A 13,304-nucleotide genomic window follows, 5' to 3' on the forward strand; every position below is an offset into this window, starting at 1 on the left:
CGCGGCACTTCAGCGCGTCCGGGCGGGTGTCTATGTGAAGAAGGATGCGTGGGACGCGCTCAAGCCGTGGGAACGCTATCGCCTGCGTGTCGAGGCGGTCGGCCGTACCTGGACCGACCCGCTGTTCTGCCTCGAGTCGGCCGCGTCGGTTCTGGGTGCTCCGGTGTTCGGCGAACCGCGTTGGATTCATCTCCTCAACCCGGGCGGCGCCTCCTGGCGCGAGGGCGATGTCGTGGTCCATGGCACCGGTGATGAGCGCCTCACCTCGATGGTGGGCGGGATGACTGTGGCGTCGCTGCACGACACGATGCTCGATCTCTGTCGAGTGCTCCCACCTGCGTTCGCGCTGGCCGTCGCGGATCACGTCGCGCGCCGGTCCCGATCATCCGACTCAGGGCCCCTGAGCGAACGCGGGCGCGCCCAGAAGAACCGGCGCGGCGTCCGGCAACTCGACTGGATCGATCAGCACCTCGACCCAGCCGCCGAGTCCGTCGGTGAGTCCTGCAGCCGCGCGGTGATCCATTGGCTCGGATACGAGGCACCCCTGACCCAGGTGACGTTCACTTACGAGGACGTCGTGGATCGCGTCGACTTCTATTTCGAGCACCGGCGGATCATCGGGGAGTCGGACGGGTATGGCAAGTACGACGCGACCGATGCTGAGGCATCCAAACAGCATTTCATCGCGGAGAAGAAGCGCGAAGATCGGCTCCGCCGCTACGAGGGCGGATTCTCGCGCTGGGACTGGAAGGACACCTTGGCGTGGCGTCCCCTCGATCGGGCGCTTCGCGCTGCCGGGCTCTCTCCGATCCGCCCCGCGGACGCCCGTGGTCTCGCGAGCCTCGCGACCAACCCGCGATCGTTCCCACGAAGCCGAGACAAGGCGTAGCGCCGAGACAGGGGTCACGTCCCCCTGACTCGGCAGAATCCCGTGGTTCGGCGAGGGAGTGGATGCCGCGAGCGGGCCGCCGCGCGCGCCGCCCGCGGCCGCGGGCGGGCCCCGGCGCCGGGTCAGGCGTCGGCGAGGCCGAGCACGTCGAGCAGCCAGGCGAGCTCGAACGCACGCTCGCGCCACGCGTTGTAGCGGCCCGAGACCCCGCCGTGGCCGGCGACCATCTCGCACTTGAGCAGCGCGTCGGCCCCGACCTCGCGCAGGCGCGCGACCCACTTCGCCGGCTCGACGTAGAGCACGCGCGTGTCGTTGAGCGACGTCACGGCGAGGATGCGCGGGTACGCGACATCCGACCGCACGTTCTCGTACGGCGAGTACGACTTCATGTAGGCGTAGACGTCGGCGTCGTGCAGCGGATCGCCCCACTCGTCCCACTCGATCACGGTGAGCGGCAGCGAAGGGTCGAGGATCGTCGTCAGCGCGTCGACGAACGGCACGTCGGCGAGGATCCCGGCGAACAGCTCCGGCGCGAGGTTGGCGACCGCGCCCATGAGCAGGCCGCCGGCCGACCCACCCTCCGCCACCAGCAGCCCCGGGGACGTGAACCCGTTGTCGATGAGGTGCAGCGCGCAGTCGACGAAGTCGGTGAAGGTGTTGCGCTTGTGCAGCATCTTGCCGTCCTCGTACCATTGCCGGCCCATCTCGCCGCCGCCGCGCACGTGCGCCACGGCGAACACCACGCCCCGGTCGAGGGCGGAGAGGCGCGCCACCGAGAAGCCCGGCTCGATCGAGTGCTCGTACGACCCGTAGCCGTAGAGGTGCACGGGGCGGGGAGCCGCGCCCGCGTCGCCGAACGAGCGCTTCCACACGAGCGAGATCGGGATCTGCGTGCCGTCCTGCGCCGTCGCCCACACGCGCTCCTGCGCGTAGTCGGAGGGTTCGTACCCGCCGAGCACCGGCTGGCGCTTGCGCAGCAGCAGCTCGCCCGTCGCGATGTCGTAGTCGTAGACGGTGCCCGGCGTCGTGAACGACCCGTACCCGATGCGCAGCAGCGGGGGAGCCCATTCGGGATTGCCGCCCGTGCCGACCGAATACAGCGGCTCGTCGAACGCCAGTTCGCGCACGTCCCCGGACGAGTAGGAGAGCAGCCCGAGCCGCGGCAGGCCGCCCCGGCGGTAGGCGACGACGCCCCAGTCGCGGAACGTCGACATGCCGAGCAGCCGGCGCCCCTGCTCGTGCGCGATCACCACGGCACGGGGGCCGGAGGGGGCGGATGCCGCGACCCGCACCATCTCGAAGTCGAGCGCGCCGTCGTTGTGCACGATGTAGAGCACGTCCTCGTCGTCGACGACGGCGTGGTGCGACTCGTACTCGACGCCCTCGCGCCGCGGCCACACGACGCGCGGCTCGCCGCGGAGGTCGTCGGCATCCAGCAGCCACTCCTCGGACGTGATCGAGGATCCCAGCCCGATCACGAGATAGCGGTCGCTGCGGGTGAAACCCGCGCCGACCCAGTACCGCTCGTCGGGCTCGTGGAAGAGCTTCGCGTCGTCGGCGACCGGCGTCCCGAGCTCGTGCAGCCAGACTGTGTCGGGCCGCCACGCGTCATCGACGGTGCTGTAGACGATGAAACGCCCGTCGGGCGAGAACCCGGCGCCCGCGAACGTGCCCTCGATGACGTCGGCAAGCTGCTCGCCCGTCGTGAGGTCGCGCACGCGCACGGTGTACCGCTCGTCGCCTGCGACGTCGACGCCCCAGAGCATGAGACGGCCGTCGTTGGACACCTCGAAGCTGCCGAGTGAGAAGAACTCGTGCCCGTCGGCCTCGACGTTCCCGTCGAGCAGCACCTGCTCACCAGGCACCTCGACGTCGGGGGAGAGCTCGGGCGGCGTCCAGTCGTCGGGTGATGCGAGAGGCGCGCGGCACTGGATGCCGTACTGCTTGCCCTCCACGGTGCGTCCGTAGTACCACCACTCGCCGTGGCGCGAGGGCACCGAGAGATCGGTCTCGAGCGTGCGTCCTTTGATCTCGTCGAAGATCCGCTCGCGCAGGCCCGACAGGTGCTCCGTGCGCGACTCCGTGTAGGCGTTCTCGGCCTCGAGATGCGCGATGACGGCTTCGTCCTCTTTCGCCCGGAACCACTCGTACGGATCGTCGAACGTGTCGCCGTGGTGGGTCCGCGAAGCGGGGTTGCGGGAGGCGATGGGAGGGAGAGTGGATGCCGCGCCCTGCGCGTCGTGAGCAGTCACCTGTTCACGCTAGCCGAGCCCACTCCGCACAGGTCGCTGTCAGGGTTATCCGATCACAGGGGGATGTGCGAGGATACCCGGGAAGCTCAGTAAACAGAGCATGAATCCTCGCTGAACTGTTCGTTCGCACCGCCGATCCCGTCGGCATCCTTTGATCTCACTTTACGGAAAGCGAACGGTGGAAACCGCAGGCCTGCTCGTGGTGCTGGTGATCGCACTGGCCCTCTTCTTCGACTTCACGAACGGATTCCACGACACCGCGAACGCGATGGCGACACCCATCGCGACCGGTGCTCTGAAGCCCAAAGTCGCTGTACTCCTCGCTGCACTGCTGAACCTCGGCGGCGCGTTCCTGTCGACGGAGGTGGCGAAGACCATCTCGGGCGGGATCATCTACGAGGATCAGATCTCCTCCACCCTGTTCCCCGCCATCATCTTCGCGGGGCTGATCGGGGCGATCACGTGGAACATGCTCACCTGGCTGCTGGGTCTGCCCTCGAGTTCGTCGCACGCGCTCTTCGGCGGCCTCATCGGTGCGACGCTCGTCGGCGTCGGGGCGATGGCGATCGACTTCAGCGTCGTCGTCTCGAAGGTCGTGCTCCCGGCGGTCATCGCGCCCGTCACGGCCGGCATCATCGCCTTCACCGCGACGAAGCTCGCCTATGTCATCACGCGCCGCTACGACGGGCGTCCCGACGGACGCGGCGGCTACCGCGTCGGACAGATCTTCACGTCGTCGCTCGTGGCGCTCGCGCACGGCACCAACGACGCGCAGAAGACGATGGGCGTCATCACGCTGCTCCTGATCTCGGTCGGCTGGCAGACGAGCACGGAGCCCGAGGACTGGGTGCGCCTGGCGTGCGCCTTCACGATCGCCCTCGGAACCTACGTCGGCGGCTGGCGGATCATCCGCACGCTGGGCAAGGGCCTCACCGAGGTCAAGCCTGCGCAGGGCTTCTCGGCCGAGGCATCCACCGCCGCCACGATCCTCTCCTCGAGCGCGCTCGGGTTCGCCCTCTCGACGACCCAGGTCGCGTCCGGCTCGGTCATCGGATCCGGTCTCGGCCGGCGCGGCTCGAAGGTGCGCTGGCGGACGGTCGGTCGCATCGTGGTCGGGTGGCTGCTCACGCTCCCCGCGTCGGGTGCCGTCGGCGCGCTCGCCGCCCTCTTCGTCGTGTGGCTCGGCGGCTGGGGCATCGCGATCGACGCGGTCCTGGCCGTCCTCATCATCGTCGGACTGTTCCTGCGTTCACGCCGCAACGCGGTCACGGCCGCCAACGCGATGAGCGAGGTCGCCGATTCGGGACTCGCCGTCAAGGTCAAGCGCAATCCGCCGCCCACGCGGCGCCAGCGGGCGCTCGAGCGGCAGGCGCGCCGCGACCGGGAGGCGAAGAAGTGAACATCACCGTCAACTGGATCGCCTTCGTCCAGGTCTTCGTCGTCGCGATGATCTCGTCGGTCCTCATCGTGAGCTTCTACGCTCTGGGCCTTCGGATGCTCGTGCGCGCGGGCCGCACGCCCGTCGTGGCCCCGGCCGAATTCACCGATGCCATCACGGTCATCACCGAGAAGGAACGCGCCCGCGCCGAGAAGGCGGCCGCCAAGGCCGCGAGGAAGAGCCCCCTCACCGAGGGCCAGAAGCGCCTCGCGCTGGTCGGCGCATACGCGTCGTTCGCTGTGTGCGCGCTCGCCGTGCTCGGCGGCCTCCTGCTGATCCTCTTCAACCACTGACGACGGGTGCCGGGACCCGGCACTCGTCGTCACTGAACAGCCGCCACGCGTCACTCCGCGGCGAACCTGATGGAGTGGAAGACAGCTTGTGCCTCTTGCCACTCGTCGGCATCGGCCTGACCGTCCCACTGCCCGACCGCGAGGAGAGCTCTCTCCCCATCGAGGTCGACGATGCGATACGTCTCACGCTCGCCGACGCCCTCGTGATAGAAGCGGGTGCAATCCCCCCGGTATTCGGAGTGGATGCAGATGTGGCTGTCGCGGCAGTCTTCGATGACGACGCCCTCTTCGACCGCGACGTCGAACTGGAGGCCCGAGTAGCCGTCGATCTCGATCTCCGTCGGCTCGGTCGTCGTCGTCGACGTGGTCGCGGCCATCGCGCCGGCGAGATCGGCGACGGAAGGGCCGACCTCGGACAGTGGAGTCGACCAGGCGCAGGCGTCGACGGGCACGGTGGCCGCTGTCGCGAGCTTCACGAACGTCTCGGGAGTGCTGAGGAACCATCCACCCGGGTTGTACTCCCAGCCCTCGGGCACGGTGATCTGGAGCGGCACGCCGAACTCCGTGAACACGTAGGTGCCGGGCTCGAGTGAATACGATTCGCCTGCCAACGACAGCCGCTCCGCTCCGGCGGCCTCCTCGGCGGGGGCCGCTGAAGGGGCGGACACGGTGCAGCCGACAAGCCCGCCGCACACGGCGACAGCAGCCAAGAGAGCCACCGCTTCGCGCGGTATCGTCAGGCCGCGATGTGATGTGGACATGATGCGTCCTCTCCTTGTCAGGGACAGCCTTGCTGCTGTCGCATTCATTGCAGGGTGGGCAGATATCACGCCGATAACGGGCGGGGGCGAGTCGGTATCAGCCCGATATCAGGGCACTTGACGCGTACCGCCGCGAGTCTCACAGTGTGGTCATGGACCTCCGCGTTCTGGGGGCGCTGACGATCGACGGCGACGGCGCGGCACTGGCGCCGCGGGACCGCCTGGTGCTCGGCGCGCTCGCGGTGCGCATCGGAAGGCCGGTCAGCGTTGAGTCGCTCGCGAGGGCGCTGTGGGGGGATGACCTGCCGCCCTCGTGGTCGAAGGTGATTCCGGGCTGCATCATGCGGCTGCGGCGTCGGATCGCGCCCGCCCGGATTGAGACGACCGCCGCCGGCTATCGCCTCGCGGCGGACGGAATCGACCTCGACGCCGAAAGGTTCGAGAGGTGCATCGCGCGCGGGGCGGAGCTGCTCGAGCTCGGCGAGCCGGACCGGGCAGTCCACGCGATCTCCGAGGCGCTCGTCCTCTGGCGCGATCAGCCGTTCGCCGAGCTGTCGGACTGGGAGCCCGCCCTCATCGAGTCCCTCCGGCTCGATGAGCTGCGCCTCTCGGCGGAGGAGTCGCTCGTCGAGGCCCGGCTGCAGTCCGGCGAGTTGCGGGATGCCGCGGCTCTGGCGCGCGCGCGGGTAGCGGAGTCCCCCATGCGCGAACGTCGCTGGGTGCTCCTCGCCCTCGCCCAGTACCGGCAGGAACGCCAGGCGGAGGCTCTCGCCACCGTGCGGCGCGGCCGTGAGATGCTCGCGAACGAACTGGGCCTTGACCCGGGCGCCGAGCTGGCCGCGCTCGAGCAGGCTATCCTGCGCCACGACCCCGAGCTGGAGTCGGGTGCGGTGTATCGTGCGGCGAGTGCCGAATGCCCCTACTTCGGACTTCCTCCGGCCGACCTGGGCGACGGCGAGCGCTTTTTCGGGCGCGAGGAGCAGCTCGGCCGCGCATTGGAGGCGCTCGAGCGGCATGGGGTCCTCATCGTCTCGGGGTCGTCGGGAGTCGGCAAGTCGTCGTTCGTCCGGGCCGGGATCGGCGCCCGGCTGATCGCGCGCGGACGCGGCGTGTCGCTCGTCACGCCGGGGGAGCATCCCCTCGAGGCGCTCCGAGAGTCCGGCGCCGAAGAGCAGGACGGCGTCCTCATCATCGACCAGTGCGAGCAGGCGCTCGCGAACGACGACCCAGCGGTCGTGCGGCGGTTCTTCGAGGAAGTCGGCAGGCAGGTCTTCCGCGGGACGGTCGTGCTGACGATCCGTGCCGACCGTCTCGGTGAGCTCGCCGAGAACCGGGGCTTCGCGGGTCTCATCGAGTCGCACCTGCTCATGCTCGGGCCGCTTTCGGCCGAGGAGCTGCGTACGATCATCGAGGAGCCTGCCCGACAGGCCGGTCTCATCCTCGAGCCGGGGCTCGTGGAAGTGCTCACGCGAGACGCGGGCGGCCGGAGCCTCCCGCTCCTCTCGCACGCCCTCCGTCAGATCTGGCAGCGCCGCGAGGGGCGCGTGCTGAGCGTCGACGCGTACAAGGCGGCAGGTCAGATCGAGGGCGCCGTCGCGCAGACGGCTGAGGAGGTGTTCGGCGATCTCTCGGAGGAGGGGCGCGCTCACGCCCGCGACATCCTCCTCCGCCTCGTCGAGCCGGCCGACGGCGGGGGAGTCATCTGCCAGCGGGTGGCCCGCGCGTCCGTCGCCGTCGACGAGGAGCACGAGCAGGTCGCCGGACGGCTCGTCGATGCGCGGCTCGTGACGAGCGACGAGGAGTCGTACCAATTGGCGCACGAGGCCGTGGCGCGCGAATGGCCCCGGCTCCGGGAATGGCTCGCGGACGACGTCGAGGGCCAGCGCATCCTGCGGCATCTGAGTGCGGCGGCGGGCTTCTGGCAGGCGATGGATCGAGCCGACAGCGAGCTCTACCGCGGCGCGCGCCTGAGCGCCGCGGCGCATTGGCGCGATAGCGCGCTGCCCGCGCTGTCCGCCGTCGAGGCGGCGTTCCTCGACGCTTCCGTCGGGCGCGAGGCGACCACGGCCGAGACGACCCGGCTCCAGCTGCAGCGCGAGCGGCGCAGCGTGCGCCGCCTCCGCTGGCTCGCCGGTGCCGCTGCATCGCTCGCCATCGTCGCGCTCGCCGCTGGTACAGTCGCGACCGCCCAGGTCGGGGAGGCGAACAAGCAGGCCGTCATCGACGACGCGCGTCGCGTCGCGGCTCTCGGCGAATCCGAGCACGAGTACGAACGGGCGCTCCTCCTGTCCGTGGAGGCGATCCGGCTGTGGGACTCGCCGACGACGCGCACGGCCCTCCTCAGTGTCATGGGACGCAGCCCTCGGATCACGAGCATCAGCCGTCTGAACGGCGAGGCGAGCGTGCAGCAGATGGCTCTCGCCCCCGACGGCGAGAGCGCCGTGGTCGTCGACGACAACCTGGGTGCCCGGCTGGTGGATCTCGGCGAACGCGTCGAGGTGGGCAAGTACGCGGTCGACGGGAACGTCGTGCTCGACGCGATCGCCGCACCGGACGGTCGGATCCTCTTGAGCCTCATGGAGGGCTTGTGCGATGAAAACACCTGGTGCGACAGGCCGGCGCGCCGCACCGTGGCCCCTGATGACATGGGCGACGGCGGGGGAATGTTCGCCCTGCCGGGTTTCGATTATCCCGCCATCGACCTCGAGTTCTCACCTGATCAAGCGCTCGCCGCGGCCATCGCACCACTGCCGTACGAAGACGAAGGCGACAACATCGCGATCTGGCGGGTGGACGCGCCTGAAGCGCCGACCCTGCTCGACCTCCCGCACGCCGGGTCGAACCCCGGGGCGATGAACTGGGCGAACGCGTTCGGGCGCGTGCGATTCTCTCCCGATGGGTTGCGCCTCTACGCGAGCGGCTTCGGGCCCACCGCCATCTTCGACACCGCGACGGGCGAGCTCGTCGGGGAGGTCCCCGGTGACGGGATCCTGGCGGTCAGCCCCGACGGTGACTCGCTCCTCATCCGGGAGGGTCGCACGGCCGCGCGGATCGTCCACCTCTACGATCCCGAAGAGGATGTGCTGCTCGAGATGCCGTCCGTCGTCATCGACGGCGCCTTCAGCCCCGATGGAATGGAAGTCGTGACGACCGCCGATGATCGCGCGTGGCTGTGGTGGGCGCCGACGGGAGACCTGCGCGAGACACTGGAGGGCCACTTCGGCGCCGTCAGTTCTGCCGCGTTCCGCCCTGAAGGCGACCTCGTGACAGCGGGCGCGGACGGCGCGGTCATCACGTGGGCGATGGGTGACTGGACGGAATCGTTCCGGGACTGGGAGCGGACGGGCGACGAGTCGCTCGTGCCGCGCGACGAGAGCACGCTCGTGTACGAACTGCCGAGCGGCGAGTTCACAGGCATCGCCGCCGACCCCGACATCTGGCTCGCGCGGGCGTGCGCCGTCGCGGGGCGCACCCTCACGGAGGAGGAGTGGCGAGCTGTGTTCGGAGGCAGAGCCTACGATCCCGCCTGTGCACCCGGCACGTCTGCGCAGCCGCAATAGACTCGCCCGCATGGAGCCCGTGCAGTTCGGACAGTATCCGCCCGCGCGGCGCATCATCCTCCACGTGAGCGACACGCACCTGCTCGCGGGCAACCGCCCCCTCGGCGGGCGCTACGATACGGCGGCGAACCTCGCGCGCACCCTGGAGGCCGTCGAACGGATCGGCGTGCGGCCCGACGCGATCGTCTTCACCGGCGACCTCACCGATCTCGGCGAGCCGGAGGCCTACCAGGCGCTCAAGGCGGCCGTCGATCCCGTGGCCGAGCGGCTCGGCGCGCCGGTCGTGTGGGTCGCCGGCAACCACGACGAGCGCACGTCCCTGCGCCGAGACCTGCTCGGACTGGATGCCACGGAGGAGCCCGTCACGAGCGTCCACGACCTCGGCGGACTCCGGCTCGTCGCGCTCGACACATCGGTGCCCGGCTGGCACCACGGCGACCTCGACGAGGCGCAGCTGCAGTGGCTCGCCGGCATCCTGGAATCTCCGGCCCCCCTCGGAACGCTTCTCGCCATGCACCACCCGCCGCTGCCCAGCCACCTGCCGCTCTTCGACATCCTCGAGCTGCGCGATCAGTCCCGGCTCGCCGGGATCATCCGGGGAACCGACGTGCGCGGCATCCTCGCGGGGCACCTGCACTACTCGACGAGCGGGACGTTCGCGGGCGTCCCCGTGAACGTCGCCGCGGCGACCTGCTACACGATGAACCTCACGCTCCCCGCGGTCGAGGTCAACGGCATGGATGCCGGGCAGTCCTTCCACCTCGTGCACGTCTACGACGACACGATCACGCACGCCGTCGTGCCGGTCGTCGACGCCCCGACGGGCGATTACTTCTCGGCGGAATGGGTAGAGCGCATGGCGCTCCTCACGCCCGAGGAGCGCCTCGAGGCGTTCTCGCGCAAGCCGGCCCGCTGAGTCGGCGCAAGCCCGTCCCGCTGGTTAGCGCAAGTCCGCGACTCACGGTGGGCTCCCGCTTGACTTGGAGTGCGCTCTAAGTTCTACCGTGGGCACATGACCCTCCTCCACGAAGGCGTCTCGATCTCCGAGGCGGCCGCAGCGACAGGTCTGTCGACCCACACGCTGCGCTATTACGAGCGTGCCGGGCTCATGCTCGAACCGGTCGATCGGGCATCATCCACCCATCGGCGGTTCAGCGACGCCGACATCGCCTGGGTGCAGTTCCTCACCCGACTGCGCTCCACCGGGATGCCGATCGCGACGATCCGCGAGTACACCGAGCTCGTGCGGCAGGGCGACGCGACGGTCGGCGCACGGCGGGAACTGCTCGTGCGGCATCGCATCGCGGTGCTCGCCCAGCTCGACGACATCACCGGGAGCCTGGCCGCCATCGACATCAAGATCGCCCTCTACGAACAGCTCCACAAGAAGGAATCAGAGAACGCATGAAGAACATCACTCTCGGCACCGGCGGATCCGTCATCGGCCGCATCGGCCTGGGCCTCATGGGCATCAGCGCCTTCTACACGGGCGCGACGCAGGATGACGACGGCGGCATCCGCACCATCCACCGGGCCCTCGAGCTCGGTGTGAACTTCCTCGACACGGCCGAGATGTACGGCCCGTACCTCAATGAGGAGCTTCTCGGCCGCGCGCTCGCGGGCCGCCGCGACGACGTCGTCATCGCCACGAAGTTCGGAACGATCCGCCACACGCACGGCGACCAGCCCGGGCTCGACGGCAGCGCCGAGAACGTCCGGCTCTCCGTCGAGGGGTCGCTCAGGCGGTTGAACACCGACCACATCGACCTCTACTACCAGCACCGCATGGACCCGAGCACGCCGATCGAGGAGACGGTGGGCGCGCTCGCGGAGCTCATCGCGGAGGGCAAGCTCCGCGGCTACGGACTCTCGGAGGCGGCGCCCGCGACGATCCGCCGCGCGCATGCCGTCCACCCCGTCACGGCCGTGCAGACCGAGTACTCGCTCTGGAGCCGCGACCCCGAGGCGGAGATCCTGCCGACGGTCCGCGAGCTCGGTATCGGCTTCGTGCCCTACTCGCCCCTCGGCCGAGGGTTCCTGACGGGCGCCATCCGATCGCTCGACCAGCTCGACGACACCGACTTCCGCAAGCACAACCCCCGCTTCGCCGACGGGAACCTCGACACGAACCTCGCGCTCGTCGACCAGGTGACCGCCGTGGCCGACGAGGTCGGCGCGACGCCCGCGCAGGTCGCTCTCGCGTGGCTCCTCGCGCAGGGCGACGACATCGCACCGATCCCTGGCACGCGGCGCGTCGAGCGGCTCGAGGAGAATGTGGGCGCCGATGCCGTGGTGCTGTCCGCCGAGCAGCTCGCGACGCTCGGGAACCTGGATGCCGCGGCTGGCGACCGCTACGCGGACATGAGCGCCGTCAACCGCTGACCTGGGCGCGGAGCAGAATCGCCGCGGTGTACAGCCGCGGCGATTCCGCTGTCCGTCGCGTACGGCGACCTTCAGAGGGCTCGCGCGTAGGCTCGAGGCATCCCTCACACCGCCGTGACCGACCCACAAGGACTGCACCCCATGGCTCAGGACGCATCGACGCGAACCCGTACCGAGACCGATTCGCTGGGATCCCTCGAGATCCCCGCCGACGCGTATTGGGGCATCCACACCGCCCGCGCGCTCGAGAACTTCCCGATCTCGAACCGGCCCATCTCCGTGTACCGAGACCTCGTGGTCGCCCTCGCCATGGTCAAGCAGGCGTCCGCGCGCGCCAACCGCGAGATCGGCGTGCTCGACGAGGAGCGTGCCGAGCTCATCGACCGCGCCGCGCAGCTCGTGATCGACGGCCAGTTCCACGATCAGTTCGTCGTGGGCGTCATCCAGGGCGGCGCCGGCACATCGACCAACATGAACGCGAACGAGGTCATCACCAACATCGCGCTCGAGCTCGCCGGACGGGAGAAGGGCGACTACGCGTTCCTGTCGCCGATCGACCACACCAACCGCAGCCAGTCCACGAACGACGTCTACCCGACCGCCGTCAAGGTCGGCCTGAGCCTCGACCTGCTGACGCTGCTCGACGAGCTGGACCTGCTGCGGCGGGCGTTCCTCGCCAAGGCCGTCGAGTTCCACGACGTGCTGAAGATCGGTCGCACGCAGCTCCAGGATGCCGTGCCCATGACGCTCGGGCAGGAGTTCCACGGCTTCGCCACGACGCTCGGCTACGACCACCAGCGCCTCACCGAGAACGCGTACCTCCTCTACGAGATGAACATGGGCGCGACGGCCATCGGCACGGGCATCACGACCCACCCCGACTACTCGCGCGCCGTGCTCCGCCACCTCCGCGAGATCACGGGCCTCGACCTCGCGACCGCCGACGACCTCGTCGAGGCCACGAGCGACACGGGATCGTTCATGTCGTTCTCGGCATCGCTCAAGCGCAACGCGATCAAGCTCTCCAAGATCTGCAACGACCTGCGCCTTCTGTCGTCGGGCCCGCAGGCGGGCTTTGGCGAGATCAACCTCCCCGCCCGCCAGGCGGGGTCGAGCATCATGCCCGGCAAGGTCAACCCCGTCATCCCCGAGGTCGTCAACCAGGTCGCGTTCGCCGTCGCGGGCGCCGACCTCACCGTCACGATGGCAGTCGAGGGCGGCCAGCTGCAGCTCAACGCCTTCGAGCCCGTCATCGCGCACTCGATCTTCCAGTCGATCACGTGGATGCGGCGTGCCATGCGGACGCTCCGCATCAACTGCGTCGACGGCATCACCGCCAACCGCGAGCGCCTCGGTGCGATGGTCGGCTCGTCGGTCGGCGTCATCACGGCCCTGACGCCGTTCATCGGCTACGCGGCCGCGGCGGCCCTCGCCAAGACAGCGCTCCTCACCGGCCGCAACGTCGCCGACCTCGTCGTGGAGGCGGGCCTCATGTCGCGCGACGAGGTCGCCAAGCAGCTGTCGCCCGCGCGCCTCTCCGGCCTCGAGGCCATTACGGCCGCGATCCCCATCGTGGAGCCCGAGCGCGCTTGACGCGAGTCCGTGAGCCTCCAGTGGGCTGCCGAGCACGTGGGTGACACCCGCGCTCTCGGCGGTCAGGTGGAGGCTCACGGTCGTCGGTTCCTGCGCGCGGGCGAGGGGAGCGCTACCGTCGGAGATATCGACGTCC

10 protein-coding genes are annotated in these 13,304 nt (G+C 69.6%); 8 read left to right on the forward strand and 2 right to left on the reverse strand.

Going from position 1 to position 13,304, the window contains the following annotated elements; genetic code table 11:
- Nucleotides 1–34: 34 nt before the first annotated feature.
- Complete coding sequence (locus ACH3VR_RS11320; protein WP_397556396.1) at nucleotides 35–889, forward strand: hypothetical protein; 855 nt, start codon at nucleotides 35–37, stop codon at nucleotides 887–889.
- 122 nt (nucleotides 890–1,011) lie between these two features.
- Here ACH3VR_RS11320 and ACH3VR_RS11325 read toward each other — a convergent pair whose 3' ends face one another.
- Nucleotides 1,012–3,141, reverse strand: coding sequence for a S9 family peptidase (locus ACH3VR_RS11325; protein ID WP_397556397.1), 2,130 nt, complete (start codon nucleotides 3,139–3,141; stop codon nucleotides 1,012–1,014).
- 178 nt (nucleotides 3,142–3,319) lie between these two features.
- Between ACH3VR_RS11325 and ACH3VR_RS11330 the strand changes: the two genes are divergently transcribed.
- Together ACH3VR_RS11330 and ACH3VR_RS11335 are read left to right on the forward strand one after the other, a co-directional pair.
- Complete coding sequence (locus ACH3VR_RS11330; RefSeq protein ID WP_397556398.1) at nucleotides 3,320–4,540, forward strand: inorganic phosphate transporter; 1,221 nt, start codon at nucleotides 3,320–3,322, stop codon at nucleotides 4,538–4,540.
- Nucleotides 4,541–4,587: 47 nt separating this feature from the next.
- A complete protein-coding gene (locus ACH3VR_RS11335) occupies nucleotides 4,588–4,872 on the forward strand; it encodes a peptidase (RefSeq protein WP_397556512.1) in 285 nt (94 codons plus the stop codon).
- 50 nt (nucleotides 4,873–4,922) lie between these two features.
- On the opposite strand, the gene ACH3VR_RS11340 is transcribed toward ACH3VR_RS11335, so the two are convergent.
- Nucleotides 4,923–5,540, reverse strand: coding sequence for a hypothetical protein (locus ACH3VR_RS11340; RefSeq protein ID WP_397556399.1), 618 nt, complete (start codon nucleotides 5,538–5,540; stop codon nucleotides 4,923–4,925).
- 245 nt (nucleotides 5,541–5,785) lie between these two features.
- Between ACH3VR_RS11340 and ACH3VR_RS11345 the strand changes: the two genes are divergently transcribed.
- From ACH3VR_RS11345 to ACH3VR_RS11365, 5 genes are all read left to right on the forward strand, one after another.
- Nucleotides 5,786–9,193 carry an nSTAND1 domain-containing NTPase gene (locus ACH3VR_RS11345; RefSeq protein ID WP_397556400.1) on the forward strand — a complete coding sequence of 1,136 codons (3,408 nt, stop codon included), beginning with the start codon at nucleotides 5,786–5,788 and terminating at the stop codon, nucleotides 9,191–9,193.
- Nucleotides 9,194–9,203: 10 nt separating this feature from the next.
- Nucleotides 9,204–10,109 carry a phosphodiesterase gene (locus tag ACH3VR_RS11350; RefSeq protein WP_397556401.1) on the forward strand — a complete coding sequence of 302 codons (906 nt, stop codon included), beginning with the start codon at nucleotides 9,204–9,206 and terminating at the stop codon, nucleotides 10,107–10,109.
- Between the two features lie 96 nt (nucleotides 10,110–10,205).
- Nucleotides 10,206–10,601, forward strand: a complete 396-nt coding sequence (locus ACH3VR_RS11355; RefSeq protein WP_397556402.1) for a MerR family transcriptional regulator — start codon at nucleotides 10,206–10,208, stop codon at nucleotides 10,599–10,601.
- Nucleotides 10,598–11,575 carry an aldo/keto reductase gene (locus tag ACH3VR_RS11360; protein WP_397556403.1) on the forward strand — a complete coding sequence of 326 codons (978 nt, stop codon included), beginning with the start codon at nucleotides 10,598–10,600 and terminating at the stop codon, nucleotides 11,573–11,575. The genes ACH3VR_RS11355 and ACH3VR_RS11360 overlap by 4 nt, the downstream gene beginning before the upstream one ends.
- Before the next feature lie 141 nt (nucleotides 11,576–11,716).
- On the forward strand, nucleotides 11,717–13,168 hold the full coding sequence (locus ACH3VR_RS11365; protein ID WP_397556404.1) for an aspartate ammonia-lyase: 1,452 nt from the start codon (nucleotides 11,717–11,719) through the stop codon (nucleotides 13,166–13,168).
- Nucleotides 13,169–13,304 lie beyond the last annotated feature (136 nt).

This window comes from Microbacterium alkaliflavum, assembly GCF_044325405.1.
GTDB classification, from domain to species: Bacteria; Actinomycetota; Actinomycetes; order Actinomycetales; family Microbacteriaceae; genus Microbacterium; species Microbacterium alkaliflavum.